Source organism: Caballeronia terrestris (assembly GCF_001544515.1).
Classification (GTDB): domain Bacteria; phylum Pseudomonadota; class Gammaproteobacteria; order Burkholderiales; family Burkholderiaceae; genus Caballeronia; species Caballeronia terrestris.
This window is the reverse complement of the sequence record NZ_FCOL02000023.1, coordinates 14,043-37,886: the sequence shown is the minus strand read 5'-3', so window position 1 is coordinate 37,886 and position 23,844 is coordinate 14,043. Positions and strand designations below refer to the sequence as shown.

Genomic DNA, 23,844 nt, shown 5'->3' with positions numbered 1-23,844 from the left:
GGCAGAGGTGCACTAAACTACTGTGCAACGCGCGCCTCGGCCTTCGGCCAATGTTTCATCATCTCCTCGACTTCCTCGCCGATCCATTCCCGAAACTGGATGTATTCCGGCCGATGTCTCGCATTTTTGTGCGTAATCAGATGATGATATCGATCATGGAAAACGAGCGAATCCTGCACAGGTCGAACGAGCACACCCTCGCTGATCTGTCGATGGACGAGATGATGCCAGCCAAGGATCGTCCCTTCGCCCGCCTCCGCCAGAGAAACGAGCAAGCGATAGTCGTTGCTTTCGAACGGCTCTCCGAAGGCGTTTCTCTCCGAGCCATCGCCTTGCTGAAACCAGTTGCGCCATACACGCCAGTCCACGTGTTCGCAAACCTGCGCGCGACCCAAAAGAGAAAGGTGAAGCGTCGGTTGCTTGAGAAGATCCAGCGGCTTTAAAGCCTTGCCTCGAAAGTGACTGTCAAAGAACGCCTTGCTGCACACCGGATACACGACGTCATGAAACAGCGGCTCGACTTCATACTCCAGCTCGCGCGGCGGATTCTTGGTGATGATGAGATCGGGTTGCATGAGCTCATCCAGTTCCATGAAGTGCTCGGTGACCGTCACGTTGAGTTTGATGTCAGGGAAGCGCTTCCGAAAACGCGGCAAGCGCGCTGACAGCCAAAGCGCGGAAAACGTATGGGACACACAAAGCCTCAACGCGTTCTTGTCCGAACGACGCACGACCTCGGCCGCCTCCGCGATGTTCATGATCGACAGATACGACGCGTTATAGAGGATGCGACCCGCGTCAGTGAGCGCGATGTGCCGTCCCGTTCGCTCGAACAGGGCGACATCGAGCGCATCTTCGAGTTCCTTGATTTGCCGGCTGATAGCAGCCTGAGTGACGCAGAGAACCTCCGCCGCTTGCGTAAAACTCTCGTAGCGTGCCGCCGTCACGAAGCATTTCAAAGCACGCAGCGACGGCATTTGCGCCAGGAGCCTGTCGGCAAACAGTTGCTTCTTCTGCATGGTCCTCACCTTATTTGCGGACGAATTCGAGAGACCGCGCGACCAGCGGGCAAGCGGCCTTCCGATAACCCTGAACAAGGTACTTTATATCGGAATATTGCGTTTATCGGTCTGACAATAATAAATGGCTTTATGTTTGTCCTTCGATACGTTTCAAGACGTTATCCAGCGCTGTTTCATAGCGTGCATACACGCCTTCGCGGGAGAGTTCGTTATGAAGCTGCTCGTTGATCCCGCCTGGCGTCATGGACATGTGCGTCAACGCGGAGAAGGAATGCTCGCCTTCGGTCGTCTCGTTGACAAGACCGACCGTGTAAGCCGACAAATAGGTCCGCGCCGACTCATAGTGGACGCCTTGCTTGACCAGCCATGCAGCCTGAGTTTCGAGCACCGCATAGAAGCTCGCCATCGTCGCCGTAACGGCTGAGATGGCATCGAACTTCCTTTCGTCATCGACTTCGACTGCGGCGCCCACGAGGGAAAAAATCTGGCTCGCTACTTCGTCGCGTGGACAGAGCGCGGTGCTTCCCTTGGCAGCGGCGACGGCGGGCAGCGGTATCGCTCGGACAACCGCCTTGACTTCCCCGACCATCCGCTGGACCTCCGCAATCGAGACGCCAGCAAGGAAACTGATAACGTGATGTCGTGGCGTGAGCCGGAGATCGCCGAGCACCTCCCCAGCGATTTGCGGCACGACCGCGAGGCAGGCGATGTCACAGCTATCGAGCACCTCCTGATTTGATCCGCAAACGGAAATCCGCGAGTCGAGCGCAGCCAGGCTCGCGGCGATTTCGGCATTGCGCGGTGACAGAGAGATGCTTTCGAACGGCGCACGGACTCGCAGCAATCCTTTGACGATTGCCTGCGTGATCGTTCCTGTTCCAATGAAGCCTAGTCGCATGGTATTTGTGTGTTCAATGACGCCGCGCTTGCTCGCGCGGTGTCAGGGGTTGCGTATCAGTCGAGTTTTAGCCAGGTCGTTTTGAGCTCGCAATACTGGTCGTGCGCATAGACCGACTTGTCTCGCCCGCCGAATCCTGATTGCTTGAAGCCACCGAACGGTGTCGAAAGATCGCCTTCGCCGAAGCAGTTCACCGTCACCGTCCCTGCGCGGATTCTCGCTGCTACCTTGTGCGCGTTGTTGACGTTGTCGGTCCACAGCGAAGCGGCGAGGCCGTAGCACGTGTCGTTGGCAATCTGCACCGCTTCGTCGATGTCCTTGTACTCGATCACGCAGAGCACCGGCCCGAACACTTCGTCCCGCGCAATACTCATGTCGGGCGTCACGTTATCGAAGATCGTCGGCTCGACGTACCAGCCGCCGCTCTCGACAAGAATCGCATTGCCGCCGGCCACGAGCCGCGCGCCTTCGGCCTTGGCCTTCTCGATGTGCCCAAGAACCTTCTCGTAATGCTGCTGCTCGATGAGGGCGCCGAGCTTGACATTAGGGTCGAGCGGATCGCCGGTTTTCCAGCCTTCGAGCACGGTCTTGATCTTCGCAAGAAGCGCGTCTTTCTGGTTCGCGTGCACCAGCAGGCGAGAGCCCGCGCTGCAGTTCTCTCCCATGTTCCAGAACGCCGCCGCGACCGCCTGCTCCGCGACGGCATCGAGATTCGCGACGTCGGGAAGCACGACCTGCGGGTTCTTGCCACCGCATTCGAGAATGACACGCTTGAGATTCGTGTCGGCGGAATAACGCAGGAAGCGCTTGCCCGTCTCGGTCGAACCGGTGAACGCGATGAGATCGACGTCGGGGTGAAGGCCGAGGGCCTGTCCCGCCTTTTCTCCTGTGCCCGTCACGACGCTGAATACGCCTGCCGGCACGCCGGCTTCCAACGCGAGGTCCGCGATGCGCAGTGTCGCCAGCGACGTTTGCTCGGCAGGTTTCACAATGACGCTGTTACCCACCGACAAAGCCGGACCGATCTTCCAAGCGAGCATGAGCGCAGGAAAATTCCACGGCAGAACCGCGCCGACGACACCGATAGCCTCGCGCGTAATCATGCTGACGACGTTCGCCCCCGATGGCGATAGCGCGTCATAGCGTTTGTCGGTCACTTCGGCATGCCAGCGGATACAGGCAGCCGATTCGGGAATGTCCAGTCCCAGGCACTCCGAGATCGGCTTGCCTGCTTCGAGCGCTTCGAGCACGGCCAGTTCGTCGGTATGCTCTTCGATCAACTGCGCGAGCTTGAGAAGCACGGCCTTGCGTTGGACCGGAGCCGCCTTCGACCAGATGCCGGATTCGAACGCGTCTCTCGCTGCGACTACCGCGCGGTCCACGTCCTTTTCATCGCAATAGGCCACGTCGGCGAGCGTCTTGCCACTCGCCGGATTCAACGTGGGGAATGTCTCGCCCGAGGCCGACGGACAGCGAGCCCCGCCAATGAAGGCTCGTCCGTCGAGCGATAGTGCAGCAGCCTTTTGCTTCCATTCGTTAAGCGTCGTCATGTGCGTTTCCTTGAGCGATTAAAGTTCTGCGCCAGCCGAAAGCTCCTTGACCCATATGGCGGCTGTTACCGCGACATCCGCGATCGGTCGCATGGGCAAGGGGCGCGGTGGTGGTTGCTTCAGGAGTTTTTGAACCATGTCGTTGTTCATGCCTAGCGCGTATTCGGCAATCACTTTTCCAGAAGCCGATCCTCTGCTAAGCCCCAATCCATTGCAGCCGATCGCCTGATACAGGCCGTCGTCCCTTCTGCCGAAGAGCGTCCCGCCATTGGCCGACAGGCAAAGCGCGCCGCCCCATGTGTATTCGAGCGCCACGTCTTTGAGCATCGGGAAGCGGCGGTCGAACGACCGTTGATGCAGATGCTTCGCCTTGCGCAAATCCGACTCCGATACTTCCAGCCCCGGTCGGAATGCAAAGTGATTGCGAATGCAGATTCGATCCGTGCCCAGGCGCCTGACCGTGGTTCCCATCGGGTCTGCCGGAATCAGCGCCCATGACTCGATGCCGCCAAGCGCCTTGACTTCTTCGGGCGTCATGACACGAGTCAACGATGCAAACGTGTACACGGGCAGCAACCCGTTCGGATGATCACCGAAGGTTGCCGCGTAGGCGTTCGTGCAAAGAATCACCTTGCCGGCGGTAATCTTTCCGTTAGCGAAGGAAAGGACTTCGCCAGCCGCCGTGTGCTCGAGCCGCGACACAGGACTGAGCTCGAAGACTTCAACATTCGACGGCATCGTGCTCGCCAGTCCGCGCATGAGAGCAGCGGGTTGCACCGTGCTGCAGCCTGGCGTGAAGATCGCGCCGTGGTAGAACGAAGTCCCCGTAACCTCCGCGATGGCGGCCTCGTCGAGCCACTCGAATCTTTCGTCGATACGCCGCAAGCCGCTCGCAAAGTGCTCGAGTGCTTCCTTGCCGCGCTTGTTGACCGATGCGTGATACTTGCCGTCGTCACGCCAGTCGCAAGCGATGCCCTCTGCGCGCACGATGGACCTGACGTAACCGATACCGTGCCGCTGCATCTGTATGTCGGCCTTGTCGGCGTCGACGCTTCTCGAATAGCTTTCGCTGCTGATGTCGTGCGGCAAGTCGACGAAGAAACCCGAATTGCGCCCCGCAGTCGAACGGCCGATGCGATCCGCCTCGACGATCGCGATGCTCGCCTGTGGCGCGAGCTCGGCCAGTCTTCGAGCGGCGCACAGTCCTGTGATTCCACCGCCGACCACCACAAAATCAAATTGCCTCTCGCCGCGCATCGAGTGCGCGGCTGAAGGCGGTGACAGAGTCTCCCACCAGCCATTGACTCCATCGGCAGCGGGAAGCCGGGCGAATTCGAGTTTCGAGGCCATGCAAATCAGCGTCCCTTGCGGAGCAGCGGTTCGACGAGCTTCGCGAAATCGCGGCGCTCAGTGTCTGTGAGCGCGCCGAGCGGCGCACGGGCATCGCCGACGCGCGTGCCTGCCAGCTCGCATCCATAGCGCACGTACTGGATGAACTTGCCGCTCCGTTCGAGCAATTCGAGTACGGGCAGCAGCGCCGTCATCAACTCGCGGCCCGCGACGAAATCGCCGCGCCTGACGCAGGCTTCGAGCAACTCGACGTGCACCTCGGGCAGGAAATTCGCCGCGCCTGCGACCCAGCTTCGGGCGCCCCACACGAAGAATTCGAGCGCCTGGTCGTCCATGCCGCAGCTGAGGACGAGCTTGCTCTTGAAATGCGTCGCGAGATGATGCAGGTGCGCGATATCGCCGGTGCTCTCTTTCATCGCGACGAAGTTAGGGCGTTCGAGCAGTTCTTCGAGCACGCGGTCGCTGATGTCGGTGCCCGTGCGCGCCGGGAAGTTGTACAGCATGATGGGCATGTCGAGACTGTCGTCGACTGCGAGCATGTGCTGCAGCAGTTCGTCCTGCGTGGGCTGCGCGTAGTAGGGCGCGGCGAGCAGCAGTGCGTCGAGGCCGGCCTTTTTGGCTTCCTGTCCGAGGCGCAGCACTTCACGCGTGGTCGTGGCATTGATGCCTGCGGTCAGTAGCGTCTTGCCGCCCGCGGCTTGCGCGACTGTATGGAACGTGGCCACGCGTTCGTCGAAACTGAGCGCGTAGTACTCGCCCGTCGTGCCGCCGACGCCGAGACCCGACAGACCTCGACCAGCGAGATCCACCGCGTGATTGCCGAGTAGCTCATGGTCGATCTCGCCATCGGCTTTGAACGGGGTGACCAGGGGTGCATGTACGCCTTCGAAGCTCATTGAATCCTCTGCTTGTTTAGACCTCACCGCGTGTGTGGTGCGGTAAGGTTGAAAGTGATGGTCGCCTGCGTCAAAGCAGGGCTTCAGCATTCGAGTAGATCGGGAACCGGTTGCACAAGTCACGAACGCGGCTTCGCACTGAACGCTCGACCAGTTCGTCGCCTTCGGGCTGCTTTTCCAGCGCGGACAGAATTTCGAGGATCAGCGCGCCGATCTCCTCGAACTGCTGGACGCCGAAGCCGCGCGTCGTTCCTGCGGGCGTGCCGAGGCGAATGCCTGACGTCACGGTAGGGCTCTCGGTATCGAAGGGAATGCCGTTCTTGTTGCACGTAATGCCCGCGCGTTCGAGCGCTTTCTCCACGCGTGTCCCGGTCAGGCCCTTAGGGCGAAGGTCGACGAGCAGCAGATGGTTATCAGTGCCGCCGGTGACGAGGTTCACGCCACCCAGCTTGAGCACCTCGCCGAGTGCCTTGGCGTTTTGCAGGACGTGATCGATGTACGTCGTGAACTCGGGACGCAAGGCCTCGCCGAACGCTACCGCCTTGCCCGCGATGACATGCATCAGCGGACCGCCCTGCAGGCCGGGGAACACCGCGGAGTTGATCTTCTTCGCGACATCGGCGTTGTTCGTCAGGATGAAGCCGCCTCGCGGACCGCGCAGCGTCTTGTGCGTGGTCGAAGTCACCACGTCCGCGAAACGGACAGGGTTCTCGTGCCGGCCGGCCGCGACGATGCCCGCGATGTGCGCCATATCCACCATCAGCATTGCGCCGACGCTGTCCGCGATCTGGCGGAAGCGTGCGAAGTCGAGCGCGCGCGGATAAGCCGAGTAACCCGCGATGATCAGCTTCGGCCGATGTTCATCAGCGAGCTTCTGCACTTCGTCGTAGTCGATGCGAAGCGTCTCGCGGTCCACGCCGTACTGGACTGCATTGAACCACTTGCCGGACATCGCGGGACGCGCGCCGTGAGTCAAATGGCCGCCGGCATCCAGCGACATGCCGAGGACCGTATCGCCCGGCTTGAGCAGCGCCAGCATCACCGCGCCATTTGCTTGTGCGCCGGAGTGCGGCTGCACGTTGGCGTATTCGCACTCGAAGAGCGCCTTGACGCGGTCAAGCGCCAGCGCTTCGATGCGATCGACGTGCTCGCATCCGCCGTAATAGCGCTTGGACGGATAGCCTTCCGCATACTTGTTCGTCAGCACCGAGCCTTGCGCTTCCATCACTGCAGCGGACACGATGTTCTCGGAAGCGATCAACTCGATCTGGGACTGCTGTCTACGCAGTTCCAGCGCGATTTCCGAGGAGATCACCGGGTCGCGGTCCTGCAGGGTCTCTGAGAAAAATCGAACGTTATCGTTCACAGACATACTCCGTGATAGTCAGTACAGCCTTTCGCAAACGTGCAGGGCAGGGCGTCGCGCGCCGTGGCACCTGCTCATCCATGTCATTGCGCGAGCCACGCCTTCAGCTTGTCGGGATGTGCCTCGACGAACTTCTTCGCTGCCGTCGCGTAATCGTTGGTGCTGTTGCCTTCGAGCTCGATGGCCTCGACGTCGGCGAGCGTCAGCTTGAAATGCTTCATGAAGACATTGGCACGCGGGAACTTGGTGGCGAACTGCTTCGAGCCGAACGCGTGAATCTGTTCTTCGCCGCCAAGTGCGCCCTTGGGGTCCTTCAGGTAACGCATCGGCCATTTCTGGAAGAGCCAATGCGGGCTCCAGACCGTCGCTACGATCCATTGCTTGGACTGCGCCGCCCGTGATACCGAGGCGAGCATGCCCGCTTCGCTCGACGATTGCAGCTTGTAGCCCGCGAGGTCGTATTCCTTGATGGCTTTCTCCGATGCCTGCATGAGGCCGCCGCCCGGCTCGATGCCTTGAATCGTACTGTTCAGCTTGCTCTTGACTTCCGGCTTGTTGAGATCGGCGATCGACGAGAGCTCCGACTCGGGGACATAGGTCGGGACCGCCCAGCCGTTCTTGCCGCCGATATAGATGACGGAGACGTCATCCAAATCGTTGTTGTAGCGCGAGTAGTACGTGCCATGGGTCACCGGAAGCCAGCCGCCGACCATGAGGTCCAGGTCGCCGCGCGCGACGCCCTGAAACTGGATGCCGATGTCCGCCTGAACGAACTTAACGGGTTGCTGGAGTTTTGTTTCGAGCACGTACTTCACGACGTTCGCAACGGCGAGCACGTCCGCCCAGTTGGTCGTTGCAATCTTCACGGGTTCGGCTGCCGCCACGCCGCCCGCATGTAGCCCGACCGCGCAAAATGCCGTTGCAGTGAGCTTCGCAAGGTACGACTTGAGCATTCCAGTTTTCATCTGATACTCCTGCAAGGTTTGAGGGTTTGTTCGTCTTCTTCGTGGATTACGTCTGGGTCTGAGCCGATTCGCTTGCAGCCTGCTTCGATGCCTTGGGCCGGTTCACTTTCTTTTTCGACTTGACGCCGAAGCTCTCAGTCAAGCGATCGAGAATGATCGCGAGCAGCACGACGCCGAGACCACCTTCGAAGCCGATACCGATGTCGAGCCGTTGGATGCCGCTGAGCACATATTCGCCAAGGCCGCCCGCACCGATCATCGAAGCGACCACGACCATCGAGAGCGCCATCATGATGGTCTGGTTGATGCCTGCCATGATCGAAGGAAGCGCATTCGGGAGCTGGATCTTCCAGAGCAATTGCGTGTCGGTGCTGCCGAACGAGCGGCCAGCCTCCATGAGTTCCTCGCGAACCTGTTTAATGCCGAGCGTCGTGAGGCGCACGACCGGCGGCATGGCGAAGACGATCGTCGCGATGACGGCCGGCACGCGCCCGAGTCCGAACAGGATCACGGCGGGGATCAGATACACGAAGGCGGGCATCGTCTGCATCAGATCGAGCAGCGAACGCAGGATGACTTCGACGCGTTTGTTGCGTGCGCCCCAAATGCCCAGGGGAATGCCGATCAGCAGGCTAAAGAACGTTGCCGCGATGACGAGGGCGAGCGTCGCCATGGTTTGCGGCCAAAGGCCCATGTAGTGGATGGCGTAGAGCGCGATACCGCCAAAGGCAGCAAACGCAACGCCCTTGCGCCACAACGCAACCGCCATCAACGCGACCAGTACCACGACAAACGGAATCGCACCGAGACCGTCTTCGAGCAACTTGACGACAGCGCCTAACGCAGCGGAAAACGCGTCGAAACCGCCGCGAAAATGAAGAAACAGAAAATTGACCGCGCTTTCAGCCGCCTGCCCGATGAATGACGAGTTCATGAAGCCCTCCGTTGCATAACCTGTTTCAGAATCGTGCGGCACGACACGACGCCAGCGAACGCGCCCGCCTGATCGACGATGGGGACGTCGTGATCCTGGCTAAGCGCAATGGTCGACAGTTCGTGCAAGTCCGCATCGAGAGGAATCGCAGAGACGTCGCGCAGAAGCGCGTCGCGAATGGGTCCGCTTCCGCACTTGTGCAGCGAGGCGGGCGTCACGCACCCTTGATAGCGTCCCGCTTCGTCGCAGACATAGCCACACTCGACGCCGGCGTCGATGAGCTGATTCAGATAGCGCTCCGATGACGTGCCGCTATCGCACTTGATGAGTCCGCGGTCGACCTTCGTGAGGAAGCTCGATGCCTTCAGAAAACGCGACACGTCCACGTTGCGGAAGAAATTGCGAACATAGTCGTCAGCGGGCGTTTGAATGAGCTCGGCAGGCGTACCGACCTGAACCAGCCGTCCGTCCTTCATCACGCCAACGCGTCCGCCGATCTTGATGGCTTCTTCGATATCGTGCGAAATGAACACGACGGTGCGCTGTTCCTCCTTTTGCAAGCGGAGGAGTTCGTTCTGCATTTCGAAGCGGATGAGCGGGTCGAGGGCCGAGAAGGCTTCATCCATCAAGAGGACCGACGGGTTCACGGCCAGCGCCCGCGCCAGGCCCACGCGCTGCTGCATGCCGCCCGACAACTCGCCCGGATAGAGCTTTTCATACGAACCGAGACCGACGCGAACGAGCGCGCTGCGCGCCACGTCGTAGCGTTCCTTCTTCTTGAGGCCGCCCACTTCGAGACCGTACGACACGTTGTCGATGACGGTGCGGTTGGGCAAGAGCGCGAACGACTGAAAGACCATCGCCATCTTGTTGCGCCGTACTTCGCGCAATTCGGGCGTGGACATCGGCGCGATATCGCGGCCTTCGAGCACGACCTTGCCTGACGTCGGCTCGATCAGGCGATTCAGCAGACGAACGAGCGTCGACTTTCCGGAACCGGACAGTCCCATGATCACGAAGATCTCGCCCGAGCGCACGCTGAGGCTTACGTTGTCGACCGCGACCATGTTGCCGGTCTGCTCGAAGATCTCGTTGCGTCCGAGGCCTTGGCGCAGCAGTTCCGCAGCGCGCTCGGGTTTGGGTCCGAAGATCTTCGAAAGATTCTGGACCGTAAGAATATCCTTCGCCCGCTCGGACGTTTGGGCAGCCGTTGACGCTTGAAACGTCGCGGCCTCGTCTGACGGAAGGGTGAGGTTTGGGGTCATTCTGTCGTTCCAACTGGCAAGTTCAAAAACCTGTGGCCCAATCCGGCTCGCGGACGCGCTGAGAAGCAGCGTCCGGCGAAACGTGCACGGGGCAGGGATGAGCGTTGCGGCTTCCGGCATTCGCCGAAGAGCCATTTCTGTAAGCGAAGACAGCGAGCGTCGTGAAGTCGCAGATTTCGCGGCTATCTCACCAACGATGCGTGATTTGTTCAAACCGCTTTATCGGCAGCCAACGTTTGTTGCGTTGATAGAAGCGTACCCCGACAATTTCACTGCTCCAGCTACATTTACTGTGCTCTTTGCCATACCTCAGGTTATGAGTCGTGGCGTGTGAATTGGAGGGGTTTCGGTTAGATGCCCACGGGACGGGGCAGTGGGCGATTGAAGGACTTCAGGACCGAAGTTCGAGGAAGGGCGGAGATAAGGGAAACCACCGAGCGGAGCGATTCTTCTGCGGTGGATTCTCGAATATTATCGATTGCGGTGCCGTTCAGACAATCGTCCATCAAAGGGCAATCGATGTCCATAACGAAGTTCAGGAGGCATGGCCGCGGTCATGCAGTGGTACGAAGGCACACAACTTTTAGAGCGAGAGCGCATGCAGAAATCATTCAACGACGCGACCCGAAGCCATTACACGATCCGGCAAGAAGACTGGCGCCCGCTAAGGATTGGTGATTCAAACATCCCCGGCTACTTCTGGATTCCCTTATCGGATGACGAGGACGGAGCATGGTCGAGCTACTGGATGAAGATCGAGGCGGGCGCGCGAGGGCCGGTGCATCGCCATGGAACGACTGAACTGCTCGTCGTACACGAAGGCGTGCTCTCCGATAGCGATGGCGCAACGTTCACAGCCGGCGATGTATTGACATACGCGGCAGGATCAAATCATGCGACTTCATCCGATACCGGATGCGTCGTCCTGGTCGTTGCGCGGACCGGTTCGACGCTTGCCGATTGAGAATCGCCCCGGCTGGATTGTGGAGGCCGCAAAACCCTGCTAAAAGCCGGGCACTGTGCGGATACTAGAATCGGGCGAACGTTGCTGCGGGCTGTCTGAGCCGACGCGGCTCTCTTCATACGGACGCTCCTTGCTTTTGAGAGTTGGATGCGGCTCGTGTCGCTTTAGGGACGACAGGCGCGCCGCTCATCCTGTACCCACTGCGCAAGTGCCCCACTGATCGCATCGCCACTTGCCCGGCAAACGCCGCCCATTTCGACTTGGACTGCGCCCGGCTGGAAAGGCCGAGCGTTGACGCGCTTGGGGGAGCGCCTTGCCAAGCATTCGCTGCCGTCTGTTCGGCAGACGCGGACTGGGCCGCCGGAGCCGAAGCAGGAGCCGCCACCGCGATCCTGACGAGGCGAGGCGACGGGTCACACGCACTGCCAATGCCGGGACTTTCAGGGCAGGGAGGATAAAACGCGTGGCCGATCAATTGAGCCGGCGCTCCGGTCATGTGATGCACGGCGCCGCGGGCGAGCGGGTCGGATCCGGCGTACGCGAGCCTTGGGCCGAGGAACGCCAGCGTCAAGCAGATCGTGGCGGCCCATACGATCCTTCGCGCGCTACCGAAGATGTGGGATCGATCCGGTTGTCTTCATCGCGTCCTCTTCACTTCTTCTTGCCGGATTGCAATCTGATGCGGCGCAATGCGTGCTTTCCCGAAAATGAGTTTAGGCGTTGATTCATCAAGCACAAGAAGCGTTTGAGCGCGTCGAACATCCTAGCCAGATCCGCGATCGGCGGGAAAGGTCCCTACGTACGGAGCCTGAGCAAGAGCACATTGCCGCCTGTCCAAAGGCATCCCAAACGAGATCGGGAATGACGGCATGTGGCGCCCTGAATCGCCCCGGCCGGGCTCTGTGCGATACCGCACATCGCGGGATCGATCAGTCATGCGTGTACCTTTCCAACACCTATCATCCCCTTTGCGAAAACGCCGTATTCGGTTCACTCCAAAACGCTCGCGGTGAGATATGCCAAGCATCGAATACGATCCTTCCCGCCTTGCGTTGTTATCTCCCGAGGCCCGCCCGACGGTCTTCGCGCGGGGAATGGTCTATACGTCCCTGCAGGTTGCCGTGGAAGCCGCGCGGCTCGCGTATGTGCGCGCCGAGGAAGGCGGAGCTGCGCGACAAGGCCTCGTGGATGCCCTCGATTCGATCGGTTTCTCGCAGCCCGCGATCTTCACCGACGATAAAACGGGAAGCGCGGCATTTGCCGCCTTCCGGGCGGTCGACGGCCTTGCCATCGTTTCGTTTCGCGGGACACAACCCGACGAGGTCTCGGATCTCGCGACCGATCTGCACGCAAACCGGCGGCCCTGGAAGCCAGGCATGGGCAACGTTCACGCGGGGTTTGCGACGGCCGCGCTGAGTCTCGAAGAACCCATCGCCGAATGGCTGGGCACCGGGGGCGCTGCCCGCAAGCAACTGATTCTGACCGGGCACAGCCTCGGCGCCGCCATGGCGACGCTTCTTGCCACGGTTTTCCCGGCGACGGAGTTGGTCACGCTCGGATCACCGCGCGTAGGCGATGAAGCATTCGCCGCTTGTTTCGGCGGCCTTCGAGCGACCCGTCTCGTCGACTGTTGCGACGTAGTCACCGAACTTCCACCTGCCAGCGCCTCATATATGCACGTCGTGGACATGACGTACATCACGCGCTCCGGCATGCTCGACCCCGGCATCGACCCGGCGGGCGTCGCATCGGACCGTTCGGGCGCACGTAGCAGTTATCTCTTTGACTACGCCTGGAAAATCGGCAACGTGTTGCTGCGCGATCTCGCGGACCATGCACCGATCAACTACGTGCGGGGGGTGTTCGCGTGATGCTGACCGGATATGTCCAGGCGAGCGAGCCAGGCATCCTGAAACTGTGGGTCGGCATGTTCGGCCGGATGCCACCGCCGGCGCCGCAGGTGTTCATCGACAGGTCACCGGCCACCCCACTTGCGCCTCCCGACATCCATCCGATCCGCGACCTGGAGGTGGATGACGCGAATAACGCGGTGAATTACCAGTGCGTGCTGCGCTTCGCGATCGCGAAAGAGTCGCGGCCCTATCAGATACGGATCGAAGCAGGCGGCGAGTCCCACGAGTTCGGCACCATGACGTTGCCCGAACAGGTGCCCACGCTTCTCGACGGGAGTTTCAACATATTGCTTTCTTCGTGTTACTCACAGCCTGAGGACAAGAACGGTCTGCTCGGGACTATCGTGTCGCAAATCAAAGTGAAGCCTCATCTGACCGTGCTAGCGGGCGATCAGGTCTATCTCGACCTGCCGCTCGGTGAGATCGTGCCCGCGGCCAATCCGGATCGTGCACGCGCGCTGTCGCAGAAGTACCGCAAGAACTGGCTCAGCGGCGCACTTGGCGCGCCCGGGCTGCAGTCGGTGCTGGAGCGCGCTCCTGTCGTTTGCATCCCCGACGACCACGAGTTCTGGAACAACTATCCCTTTGCGCAGAAGCAGCTTCCCGGCACGTGGTCGGAGCCCTCCCGTACGCTGCTCGGCGAAGTGGCGCGATCGCTTTACGAGGACTACCAGATCGGCGGACCGCCTGGTGGCGCAGGCGGAGCGACGCGCCTCAATGTCGATCCGCTGCAGATGCTCTTCATCGACATGCGCTGCGACCGCGACAACCAGCTCGGCTTGCTCATGAGCACCAGGGCAAGCAATGCGCTGACCCAATGGAAGACGGATCTCATCTCGACGCGCCAGGCGAACCGGCCCGCGGTCGGCATGCTCGTATCGGGTCAGGCACTTTTCATCGACCCGCCTGTCGAGAACTGGAAGAAGCACAACGTCGACGCGGAAATGCCCAACTATACGCAGTTCTCCGCGATTCAGCAGACGCTCGCGGAACTCGCGGACCAGGGCATCCCGGTCGTCTACATGACGGGCGATGTTCACTGGGGCAGAGTCGCGTGCGGAACCGACGTGCCTTCGGGCACAGTGCTCTACGAAGTCATCGCGTCGCCGTCGAGACTCATTCGGATACCAATTCTCGACACCGCCAAGGAAGGACTGAACGCAGTGAGAGGCATTTTCGGCGAGAAGAAGCCGTGGCCCCGGCACAGCGACCCGGAGGAGGCGCCAAGTTCCTTCGGACCAAACGGACGTTTCCGCATCAAGGCAACGGGCTGCGAGCAACGCGGCGACCAGGTTGCGATCGTCTCGTTCACCCGGGTCGGCAGCGGCGTCGATATGCAGGTCAGCTACTACGGAATCTCCGACGACAAATCGCTTTCGCAATCACACACGTCGCAGCGCTTCGAACTGCGCGTGCGCGATGCAGTTTAGCCGGCAGCAGACAAGGAGCCGGTGCGCGCCCTTTTTCACGAAGTCGGTGCGACGAACGCGAGAGGACTTTCCCCAACCTGCCCGACCTTGTTCAATACACTAGCGAGTCTGAAAAATGTTAAAGCTGGCACGCTCCACAGCAACCGCACCCAATGCTCATTTCCAGCCGTTCGAACGCGCGGACGGCGAGTCCAACACCGCCTGGGGTGAACGCGCCGTCAACGCGATGCAGTCCGGCGGACCGGGCGAGTGCACCTATATCGTGTTGCTCGGCGGCTCGGATACGCTCGCGTTCCGGCTACGGGTTGCTCAGTCTATCGTGCGGCCGGATATGCTTCCGTCCTTCTGGTCCGAGTCGATACTCGTTGAGCTGAAGGGGAACTCGCTGAAAGGCGCGAATGCGATCCACGTTCCGCTGCATCAGCCCGAAGGCCCGGCGTTTGCCGCTCGCGTGAACGGCGTCGTCACGCGGCCGCTCGTCGATTTCGACGACCCCGCGCGCTTTCCGAACATCGCGGTGATCGCGATGCCCGTTGCGCAGGAGGCGGTATTGGCGAAGGTAGCGAACTTCACGCAGTCGCGCTCGACCCTCGACGCGCTCGAACATGTCTTGCGCTGGCTCGCCTTCGCGTGGGGTGCTGCGCGCACGCCGAATCCGCTGCATGAGAACTACGGGCTGCCATCGACCTGCATGATCGAGACAGTCTGCGCGGCCGCGAATTTCGATCTTACGCCGGGCCTCGAGTCGCGGGCATCCTGCCCGGAAGCGATATGGTCGGCAGCGAGTTATTGGCAAGAGTACTTCGTGACGTTCAACGGCCGCGAGCCAGTCGGCCGGTACTGGACGCCACACGCCTATGCGATCCAGGAGCCCGCGGCTCCGGCGGTCGACGCACCGCGTGCACCCGCGAAGCGAGCCCGTGGCGGGAAGGCAGGGCGCAAAGGCGCTCGGTGAAGGCAAGACCCATCGGTCGGAACCAGAACGGCAGCGGGCGCGTCGTCGAACTCGCATCAGGTGGTTGTTCGCGTGGTTGTGACTCACGCTTCCTGATCAGGAAAGCAAGTCAACGGTGGCGCCATGCATGCCTTGCGCAAGACGCCACCAGGCGACACTCAACGAAACAGCTTGGTCGCCTGCGAGAGCGTATTGACGACGCCCCACGCGAGCGGAACGAGCACGTAGATCCAGAAGATGGCGAGCAGCACCTTGTTGGTCGGATGCTCGGCGGTGCGCAGATCAGCGTTCATTTTTGATGCTCCTTTTTTTTAGTTGATCGCCGGCGTCGACGCGTTCATGTGATGCCTTTCATCCACGCGACGAATGAGCAGATTGCACACGAACCCGACGACGAGCAGCGCCGCCATGATGTGCAGCGTCGTCGTGTAGGCTTCGGCTTTCGCCACGCCGCGCTCGACTTCATAAGCGCGGATATAGTTGACGAGCACCGGTCCCGCGATGCCCGCCGCCGCCCACGCCGTGAGCAGCCGCCCATGAATGCCACCGACGAAGGCCGTGCCGAACATGTCGGCGAGATAGGCGGGAATGGTGGCGAAGCCGCCGCCGTACATCGAGAGAATCACGCCGTATGCAAGCACGAACAGCGCGATGTTGCCCGACTGCGCGAACTGCGGAACGAGGTAGTAAAGCACCGCGCCGAGCGCGAAGAAAACGAAATACGTGTTCTTGCGCCCGATGAAGTCGGACGTCGATGCCCACACGAAGCGTCCGCCCATGTTGAAGAGCGACAGGAGCCCGACGAAGCCCGCCGCTGCGCCCGCCGTGATCGACGCCTTAAAGCTTTCCTGGATCATCACCGATGCCTGGCCGAGCACGCCGATGCCGGCCGTCACGTTCAGGAACAGCACGAGCCACAGCAGATAGAACTGCGGCGTCTTCAGCGCCTGATCGATGTGCACGTGTTCGCGCGTGATCATCTTGCTGGCGGTGACGGGCGGCGTCCAGCCGCTCGGTTTCCAGTCGCGCGGCGGGACGCGGATCGCGAGCGCGCCGATCGTCATCGAGATGAAGTACACGACTCCCAGCACGACGAACGTCTCCGCGACGCCATTGCTCGTGGCGCTCTTGAAGTGGTTCATCAGCGCGACCGAGGCGGGCGCGGCGATCATCGCGCCTCCGCCGAAGCCCATGATCGCCATGCCGGTCGCCATGCCGCGACGGTCCGGGAACCAGCGGATGAGCGTCGACACCGGCGACACGTAGCCGAGTCCGAGCCCGATGCCACCGATCACCCCATAGCCGAGATACAACAGCCAGATCTGGTGCAGTTGCACGCCGAGCGCCGAGACGAGAAAGCCACCGCCGAAGCAGCACGCAGCGGTGAACATCGTGCGGCGCGGGCCAACCTTTTCGAGCCACTTGCCGGCGAAGGCCGCTGAGAGACCGAGAAACACGATCGCAAGCGAGAAGATCCAGCCGAGTGTCGTGAGCGTCCAGTCATCGGGCGCAGGTTGCGTGATGCCGATCACCTTCGTGAGCGGCGCGTTGAATACCGAGAACGCGTACGCCTGGCCAATACACAAATGGACGGCGAGCGCGGCGGGCGGAACCATCCATCGCGAGAAGCCGGGCTGCGCAATGGTGGCGCTTTTGGAAAAAAAGCCGCGCGGTCCAGCGGCGGGATCGTTGTCGGTGATGCTGTTCATGGTCGGTCTCCGGGATCGTCTTTTTATGCACTGACGCCGCTTATAGTCATTGACGCGCCTGCCGTTATGCCATGCCGGTAAGCGCGCTGCCGTCAGCTTTCAAGTCCGATCAAATCAGGCTACAACGGCTTACGGACGTCAATGCGCAGGACCATAGTCGACGCTTGCCGTTTTGGCAATATGAACGACCGTGCCATAAGTGTTTGCCCGGAGTGGGGCGGGGTTATCACGACGCAAAGCCGGCGACATTCGACTTACTGGCTACCGGCAACTCGAAGCGAAACGTCGTGCCGGGTACGTCGCGATCGAGCAGACGTATCTCGCTGTGATGCAATTGCAGCATGCGTTGCACGATCAGCAAGCCGAGCCCGCCGCCCTGGTGCGTGCCGCCGGAGCTGAACGGCCGTTCGAACAGACCCTCGCGCAACTCAGCCGGAATTCCGGGGCCGGTGTCGCTGATCGTGACCGATACGTTGCCGCCCTCGTACGCGAGGTCGACGTCGATCGAACCTTCGGCGGGGGTATGACGAATCGCGTTGTCGAGCACGTTCGTGAGCACGCGTTCGATCATCCCGAGATCGGCGCAAACGTTCGGCAGGCGCGGGGGAATGCCCGCCCGCAGCCGGATTCGGCGCGCCTCGACCGGCAACTCGAATTTTTGGAAAACGTCCTGCAGCAGATCGATCAGCGAGAATGATTCGAGGGCCGGCTGCACGTTGCCGTGTTCAAGCCGCGCCAGTTCGAAGAGCGCCTGCGCGAGCCGCCCCACCTTCACGCTTTGCGCCAGCGCGATCGCGAGATAACGCTTGCGCTCCGTCTCGCCGAGCGTCCCGGACTTCAGCGACAGCGTTTCGAGGTAGCCGTGCAGCGAGGTCAGCGGCGTGCGCAGGTCGTGCGAAATATTGGCGATCAATTCGCGCCGCTGCTGATCCTGCCGCGTGAGCGCGCGCCATTGATCGCCGATGCGCTTCGCCATCTGCGCGAACGTCGCTTCGAGCACGGCGATTTCGTCGCGCCGTCCGGCAGGCGCGGAACGTGGGACGGCCGGTTGCGTGTCGGGTTCGCCGTCGGCATCGAAGCGGCGCATGGCTTCGGTTAGCCGCCGCAGCGGCCGCGTGATCAGGCCGAATGCGCTCAAGCCCGCGAGCAACCCCAATAGCGCGACGAGCGCCATCGACCATAACGTCGTGCGCAGCACCGAGCTCGCCGCCACGCGCGCAGCGAGTGCGTCGTGTTCTTCGCCGAGCAGGACCACGTAGATGTAGCCGGACGGCGGCTGCCCGCTCAATTCCAAAGGCGCCGCGCTGAAAACTTTCTTGCCGTCTGCACTGCGTGGGTCGTCGCCGAGGATCGGCAAATCGCCGCCCGCGATGAATTGCCGGATCGGCGCGAGATCCACCCGTTCGCGCTTGACGTGGCCGGACGGCGCATCGTCGCCCTGGATGCGTCCCTGGTTGTCGAGCAAATACACCTCGACGCTCGGGTTCACCATCATCAACTGCCCGAACAACTGCCGCACCGCGTCAGGCCGCGGGCCGTTCGCGTCGGTCAACGTGGTGCGGTGCGCGATATGGTCGGCAAGACCCTTCGACAGGCTTTGCACGACCTCCTTTTCGTGAAGGTCGCTCGAACGGATTTGCAGCCACGCCGATGCGCCGCAGCACGCCAGCAACAGCGCGGAGAAAACGATCGAGAGGCGCTGGGTGAGCGTGAGATTCACGGCGCGTCCTTGTGCGGTTCGCCGGGGAGGGCCAGCTTGTAGCCGCGTCCCCAGACGGTCAGGATGCGCTCGGGCTGGGCCGGGTCGGCCTCGATCTTCGCGCGCAGCCGGTTGATGTGCGTGTTGACCGTATGTTCGTAGCCCTCGTGCTGATAGCCCCACACGGCATTGAGCAGGTCCATCCGCGAGAACACTTTGCCGGGATGCTGCGCGAAGAAATACAGCAGGTCGAATTCGCGCGGCGTGAGTTCGATCGGCCGGCCGCTGTCGGTGGCATCGCGCGTGATCGGGTCGATCGTCAGTGTGCCGATGCGCACGCTGCCCCCGTCGATGCGCGAATCCTTCGCCATTGCTTCGACGCGCCGCAGCAACGCCTTGACGCGCGCCACCAGTTCGAGCACGGAGAAAGGTTTCGCCAGATAGTCGTCGGCGCCGAGTTCGAGGCCGAGGATGCGGTGCACTTCGCTCGAACGCGCGCTCGTGATGATGATCGGCGTATAGCGCGTCATGGCGCGGGCGCGGCGGCAGATTTCCAGGCCGTCTACGCCGGGCAGCATCAAGTCGAGGATCAGCGCGTCCCAGCCGCCTTGCTCCAGCAGGCGCAGGCCTTCGTTGCCATCGGCGCTGTGCACGACTTCGTAGCGTTCGTCGCGCAGGTGAAGGCTGAGCACGTTGGCGATGTCGACGTCGTCTTCGACGATCAGGATGCGCTTCGGGTGGTCCATGAGCAGTTCGTGGCGTAAGTGAGACCGATAAAAACCGGCCATTACGCCATTGTGCAAAATTTTCGGCGCCGAGTTATCACGATTAATTTAACTTTTCGTGAGGACTTCGACATCGGCCGCGTTCCAGAATGTGGCCACTTTCCGAAGATTCGCACCGAAGGAGTTCATCATGCAAAGCAGAAGGCGCTTCTTGATCGCGGGCGGCACGGCCGTGGCGGCGTTCGCGGCTTTGGGCCGTCTGCGCCCGCTGGCTGCCGCGACGATGGATGCCGGCAAGCCGGCCGGCGGTTTCGAAGTCACGCACACGGACGCGCAATGGCGCCAGATGCTGACGCCGCAAGCGTATGAGGTGCTGCGTCATGAAGGCACGGAGCGGCCGTACACCAGTCCGCTGAACGACGAGCATCGCGCGGGCGTGTTCGGCTGCGCGGGCTGCAAGCTCGATCTGTTCGGCTCGCGCACCAAGTTCGACAGCCACACCGGCTGGCCGAGCTTCTGGGCGCCGCTCGATCATGCCGTGGCGACGCGCGAAGACCGTTCGTTCGGCGTGACGCGTACCGAAGTCCACTGCCGCCGCTGCGGCGGCCATCTCGGCCACGTATTCGACGACGGCCCGAAACCCACAGGCCTGCGCTATTGCATGAACGGCGTGGCGATGAACTTCACGCCTGCTGCCGCTTAACTCAATCCACCTTCCACCGCCATGCTACTCATCGTTCTCGCCTACCTCGGCGGCGCCCTCACGATTCTCAGTCCGTGCATCCTGCCGGTGCTGCCGTTCGTCTTCGCGCGCGCCGATCAGCCGTTCGTGAAGAGCGGCTTGCCGCTGCTCGCTGGGATGGCGTTCACCTTCGCCATCGTCGCGACGCTCGCCGCGGTCGGCGGCGGCTGGGTCACGCAGGCCAATCAGTACGGCCGCTGGCTCGCTATCGCGTTGCTCGCCATCTTCGGTCTGACGCTGCTGCTGCCGCGCTTCGCCGATCATCTGATGCGTCCCTTCGTGAGCGCCGGCAATCGGCTGTCGAACTTCGCGCAGGAAGACGGCCAGCAGGTTCGCCCCGGTGCGTCGTTTCTGCTCGGCATCGGCACCGGCCTGCTGTGGGCGCCGTGCGCCGGTCCGATTCTCGGTCTCGTGCTGACGGGCGCGGCGCTTCGTGGCGCAAGCGTCGGCACCACGCTGTTGCTGCTGGCTTATGCAGCCGGCGCCGCGACTTCGCTCGCGATTGCGCTCCTGATCGGCGGACGCGTGTTCGCGGCGATGAAACGCTCGCTGGGCGCGGGCGAGTGGGTTCGTCGCGGGATCGGCGTGGCGATGCTGGGCGGCGTGTTGGCGATCGCGCTCGGCCTCGACACGGGTGTGCTGACACGCGTATCGACCATCGCGACGAGCGGCATAGAACAGAAACTGGTGGACAAGCTGTCGCCCCGCAAGGCACCTTTGGCGATGACCGCTGCCGCCGATGCCAATGCGCCAGCCAACTCGGGCGCGATGATGCGCGCCGCGCAAGTCATACCCAATAACGCTGCGCCGCTGCCGGTCGAAGGCGTGCTGCCGACGCTGAACGGTGCCGTCCAGTGGCTGAATTCGCCACCGCTGACGGTTCAGGACCTGCGCGGCAAAGTCGTGCTTGTCGACTTCTGGACGTACTCGTGCATCAACTGCCTGCGTTCGCTGCCGTACGTCAAGGCGTGGGCACAGAAGTACAAGGATCAGGGCTTGGTCGTGATCGGCGTGCACGCGCCGGAATTCGCCTTCGAACGCGATGTCGGCAACGTGAAGAAGGCGACGCATGATCTCGGCATCGATTATCCGGTCGCGATCGACAATGACTTCGCGATCTGGCGCGCGCTGAACAACCAGTACTGGCCGGCGCATTATTTCGTCGATGCTAAAGGGCAGATCCGCTATCACCATTTCGGCGAGGGCGACTATGCGGAATCGGAGAAAGTGATCCAGCAACTGCTGGCCGAAGCGGGACATGCGGACGTATCGAAGGTCGCGCTCGGGATCACGAGCGGCAGCGCACAAGGCGTGCAGGCTGCGGCCGACAGCACCGACATGCGATCACCGGAAACGTATATCGGCTATCAGCGTGCGGAGAATTTCGCGTCGCCCGGCGGCGAAGCGCAGGACAAGGTGCACACCTACGCGGCACCTTCGCAGCCCGTCGTCAACGATTGGGGATTGGCGGGCGCGTGGAAGGTCGGCGCCGAACACGCGACGCTGACGGAGCCGTCGGGGCGCATCGTCTACCGGTTTCATGCGCGCGACCTTCACCTCGTGCTGGGTCCGGGTCAGGACGGCAAGCCGGTGCGGTTTCGCGTGAGCGTCGATGGCGCGGCGCCGGGCGCGGCGCACGGCACCGATGTCGCCGCCGACGGCAGCGGCATCGTGACCGAACAACGCCTTTACCAACTCGTGCGCCAGACGGGCGACGTCGCCGATCACACGTTTTCGATCGAGTTCCTCGATGCGGGCGTGCAGGCGTATGCGTTCACGTTCGGCTGATTCAACTACTCCTTTAAAGGACGGACATCGTGCAGAAGAACCTTATGAAGATTGCGGGTTGCGTCGCCATTGCGGCGAGTGTGTTTGCTGTGCAGCGCGTCGCGAATTCGAGCGAAGCTGCGACGAAGATTCCACCGCCTGCCCAGGACGAAAAAGTCGGCGCGACGCATAGTGAAACCGCTTTGTTCGCGGGCGGCTGTTTCTGGGGCGTGCAGGGCGTGTTCGAACACGTGCGCGGCGTGAAGCAAGTCGCCTCGGGCTACGCGGGTGGCACGGCCGCCACCGCGCGATACGAAACCGTGAGCGGCGGCGATACGGGTCACGCGGAATCGGTGCAAATCACGTACGACCCGACGCAGATCACCTACGGACGGTTGTTGCAGATTTTCTTCTCGGTCGCACATAACCCGACGGAGCTGAATTACCAGGGACCGGATCACGGCACGCAGTATCGATCGGCGATCTTCCCCGCCGATGCCCAGCAGCGCAGCGTCGCGCAATCATATATCGCGCAGCTCGACAAGGCGCATGTGTTTTCAGGGCCGATCGTCACGCGCGTTGAAGACTACAAGGGGTTCTATCCGGCGGAAAGCTATCACCAGAATTACCTGGCGCTTCATCCCGATCAGCCGTATATCGCAATCAACGATTTGCCCAAGGTAAGCGGGCTGAAGCGCATGTTCCCCGAGCTGTATCGTGATGATCCGGTGCTTCTCAAGGTGAGCGCGTCCTGACGCGGCGGGGCGCCCTGATTCATCGAAGATCAGCCGGATCGAAAATCGTCGCAAACCGTTCACTCAGGAACGACACGAACGCGCGGATCGTTACGGAGCTTTGCCGATGATGCGGGTACACGGCATATAGCGTGAGCGGCGGCGGGACGTAGGGCTCCAGGATGGACACCAGCGCCCCCCGCTGCAAGGCGTCGTGAACGATGAACTCAGGCTGCAGCGCAATCCCGAGTCCCGCGACCGCCGCATCGCGGATCACTTCACCGTTGTTTGCCCGCAGCGGACCGCGCGCATCGAACGTCTTGCGCGCGCCATCCACGATGAACTCCCATCCCGCGCGCCCTTCTTGCCCATACAGCAGGCACGCATGCCGTTGGAGATCGGCGGGTTCCGCGGGAACGCCGCGCCTGCGCCGGTAGCCCGGACTGCAGCAAGCCACCATGCGGAACACCGCCAGCCGGTGTGCGATCAACGTAGAGTCGGGAAGTGTGCCGATGCGTAGCGCCATGTCGAAACCCTCGCCGACGATGTCCACCCAGCGGTCGCTCAACTCCACGTCGAAATGCACATCGGGGTTCGTCTGCACGAACCCGGCGATGAGCGGCGACAGATGGTCCATGCCGAACGACATCGGCGCGCTGATCTTCAACATCCCGCGCGGCTCGGCCCTTCTCGACGACATCGCCTGCTCGGCTTCCTCCACTTCGCCCAGTATTCGCCGCGCGCGCTCGCATAGCTCATAGCCGAGATCGGTGACCGTCAGCTTTCTCGTATTGCGCACGAGCAACCGCACGCCGAGCGCAGCCTCGAGCGCCATCACGCGCCGGCTCACGAACTGCTTCGACAGCCGCAGCTTGTTGGCCGCTGCGGTGAAGTTGCCCGTTTCCACGGTCGCGACAAATATCCGCATATCGTCCAGTTGCATGATTGTCCACCTGAGCG

At 61.9% G+C, this 23,844-nt stretch carries 22 protein-coding genes; 8 read left to right on the top strand and 14 right to left on the bottom strand.

The features are described from left to right. Window positions 1–17: 17 nt before the first annotated feature. The 9 genes from AWB67_RS19630 to AWB67_RS19590 form a co-directional block, all read right to left on the bottom strand. Window positions 18–1,019, bottom strand: a complete 1,002-nt coding sequence (locus tag AWB67_RS19630; RefSeq protein WP_087657898.1) for a LysR substrate-binding domain-containing protein — start codon at window positions 1,017–1,019, stop codon at window positions 18–20. Window positions 1,020–1,149: 130 nt separating this feature from the next. Continuing rightward, window positions 1,150–1,920: a pyrroline-5-carboxylate reductase gene (locus tag AWB67_RS19625; RefSeq protein ID WP_087657897.1), complete on the bottom strand. Its 771-nt coding sequence runs from the start codon at window positions 1,918–1,920 to the stop codon at window positions 1,150–1,152. A gap of 56 nt (window positions 1,921–1,976) precedes the next feature. Next, a complete protein-coding gene (locus tag AWB67_RS19620) occupies window positions 1,977–3,470 on the bottom strand; it encodes an aldehyde dehydrogenase (protein WP_087657896.1) in 1,494 nt (497 codons plus the stop codon). Between the two features lie 18 nt (window positions 3,471–3,488). Next, window positions 3,489–4,820, bottom strand: a complete 1,332-nt coding sequence (locus tag AWB67_RS19615; protein ID WP_087657895.1) for an NAD(P)/FAD-dependent oxidoreductase — start codon at window positions 4,818–4,820, stop codon at window positions 3,489–3,491. A 5-nt stretch (window positions 4,821–4,825) separates the two neighbouring features. Continuing rightward, on the bottom strand, window positions 4,826–5,716 hold the full coding sequence (locus AWB67_RS19610; RefSeq protein WP_087657894.1) for a dihydrodipicolinate synthase family protein: 891 nt from the start codon (window positions 5,714–5,716) through the stop codon (window positions 4,826–4,828). A gap of 70 nt (window positions 5,717–5,786) precedes the next feature. Continuing rightward, complete coding sequence (locus tag AWB67_RS19605) at window positions 5,787–7,088, bottom strand: serine hydroxymethyltransferase (protein WP_200822259.1); 1,302 nt, start codon at window positions 7,086–7,088, stop codon at window positions 5,787–5,789. A gap of 77 nt (window positions 7,089–7,165) precedes the next feature. Beyond that, window positions 7,166–8,047, bottom strand: a complete 882-nt coding sequence (locus AWB67_RS19600) for a glycine betaine ABC transporter substrate-binding protein (RefSeq protein WP_087657892.1) — start codon at window positions 8,045–8,047, stop codon at window positions 7,166–7,168. A 46-nt stretch (window positions 8,048–8,093) separates the two neighbouring features. Continuing rightward, window positions 8,094–8,981, bottom strand: a complete 888-nt coding sequence (locus AWB67_RS19595; RefSeq protein WP_087657891.1) for an ABC transporter permease — start codon at window positions 8,979–8,981, stop codon at window positions 8,094–8,096. Continuing rightward, the gene (locus tag AWB67_RS19590) at window positions 8,978–10,246 is read right to left on the bottom strand and encodes a quaternary amine ABC transporter ATP-binding protein (RefSeq protein WP_087657890.1); all 1,269 of its coding nucleotides are present in this window, start codon (window positions 10,244–10,246) and stop codon (window positions 8,978–8,980) included. Before AWB67_RS19590 ends, AWB67_RS19595 begins: the two co-directional genes overlap by 4 nt. Before the next feature lie 97 nt (window positions 10,247–10,343). On the opposite strand from AWB67_RS19590, the gene AWB67_RS39590 reads away from it, so the two are divergent. The 5 genes from AWB67_RS39590 (at window position 10,344) to AWB67_RS19570 (ending at window position 15,508) form a co-directional block, all read left to right on the top strand. Further along, window positions 10,344–10,580, top strand: coding sequence for a hypothetical protein (locus tag AWB67_RS39590; protein ID WP_125477623.1), 237 nt, complete (start codon window positions 10,344–10,346; stop codon window positions 10,578–10,580). 210 nt (window positions 10,581–10,790) lie between these two features. Next, window positions 10,791–11,210: a cupin domain-containing protein gene (locus AWB67_RS19585; RefSeq protein WP_235025221.1), complete on the top strand. Its 420-nt coding sequence runs from the start codon at window positions 10,791–10,793 to the stop codon at window positions 11,208–11,210. A 1,016-nt stretch (window positions 11,211–12,226) separates the two neighbouring features. Beyond that, complete coding sequence (locus AWB67_RS19580; RefSeq protein ID WP_087657889.1) at window positions 12,227–13,081, top strand: lipase family protein; 855 nt, start codon at window positions 12,227–12,229, stop codon at window positions 13,079–13,081. Further along, window positions 13,081–14,553 (top strand): metallophosphoesterase family protein, encoded by a 1,473-nt coding sequence (locus tag AWB67_RS19575; protein WP_235025227.1) that lies wholly within the window; start codon window positions 13,081–13,083, stop codon window positions 14,551–14,553. The genes AWB67_RS19580 and AWB67_RS19575 overlap by 1 nt, the downstream gene beginning before the upstream one ends. 115 nt (window positions 14,554–14,668) lie before the next feature. After that, a complete protein-coding gene (locus AWB67_RS19570; protein WP_087657887.1) occupies window positions 14,669–15,508 on the top strand; it encodes a hypothetical protein in 840 nt (279 codons plus the stop codon). Between the two features lie 158 nt (window positions 15,509–15,666). On the opposite strand, the gene AWB67_RS19565 is transcribed toward AWB67_RS19570, so the two are convergent. The 4 genes from AWB67_RS19565 to AWB67_RS19550 all read right to left on the bottom strand — a co-directional run bounded on the left by AWB67_RS19565 (window position 15,667) and on the right by AWB67_RS19550 (window position 19,662). Further along, the gene (locus tag AWB67_RS19565; protein WP_087657886.1) at window positions 15,667–15,801 is read right to left on the bottom strand and encodes an MFS transporter small subunit; all 135 of its coding nucleotides are present in this window, start codon (window positions 15,799–15,801) and stop codon (window positions 15,667–15,669) included. Window positions 15,802–15,819: 18 nt separating this feature from the next. Next, the gene (locus AWB67_RS19560) at window positions 15,820–17,217 is read right to left on the bottom strand and encodes an L-lactate MFS transporter (protein ID WP_087657885.1); all 1,398 of its coding nucleotides are present in this window, start codon (window positions 17,215–17,217) and stop codon (window positions 15,820–15,822) included. Between the two features lie 226 nt (window positions 17,218–17,443). Continuing rightward, window positions 17,444–18,937 carry a sensor histidine kinase gene (locus AWB67_RS19555; RefSeq protein WP_087657884.1) on the bottom strand — a complete coding sequence of 498 codons (1,494 nt, stop codon included), beginning with the start codon at window positions 18,935–18,937 and terminating at the stop codon, window positions 17,444–17,446. Then, window positions 18,934–19,662, bottom strand: coding sequence for a response regulator transcription factor (locus tag AWB67_RS19550; RefSeq protein ID WP_087657883.1), 729 nt, complete (start codon window positions 19,660–19,662; stop codon window positions 18,934–18,936). The genes AWB67_RS19555 and AWB67_RS19550 overlap by 4 nt, the downstream gene beginning before the upstream one ends. Window positions 19,663–19,831: 169 nt before the next feature. On the opposite strand from AWB67_RS19550, the gene msrB reads away from it, so the two are divergent. From msrB to msrA, 3 genes are read left to right on the top strand one after another with little or no spacing between them, the layout of a single operon-like run. Continuing rightward, a complete protein-coding gene (msrB, locus tag AWB67_RS19545) occupies window positions 19,832–20,344 on the top strand; it encodes a peptide-methionine (R)-S-oxide reductase MsrB (RefSeq protein ID WP_087657882.1) in 513 nt (170 codons plus the stop codon). Window positions 20,345–20,365: 21 nt separating this feature from the next. Beyond that, window positions 20,366–22,171: a cytochrome c biogenesis protein DipZ gene (locus tag AWB67_RS19540; protein WP_087657881.1), complete on the top strand. Its 1,806-nt coding sequence runs from the start codon at window positions 20,366–20,368 to the stop codon at window positions 22,169–22,171. Between the two features lie 44 nt (window positions 22,172–22,215). Next, window positions 22,216–22,905: a peptide-methionine (S)-S-oxide reductase MsrA gene (gene msrA / locus AWB67_RS19535; protein WP_087657880.1), complete on the top strand. Its 690-nt coding sequence runs from the start codon at window positions 22,216–22,218 to the stop codon at window positions 22,903–22,905. 19 nt (window positions 22,906–22,924) lie between these two features. Here the strand turns inward: msrA and AWB67_RS19530 are convergent, their stop codons facing one another. Continuing rightward, the gene (locus tag AWB67_RS19530; protein ID WP_087657879.1) at window positions 22,925–23,827 is read right to left on the bottom strand and encodes a LysR family transcriptional regulator; all 903 of its coding nucleotides are present in this window, start codon (window positions 23,825–23,827) and stop codon (window positions 22,925–22,927) included. Window positions 23,828–23,844: the final 17 nt, after the last annotated feature.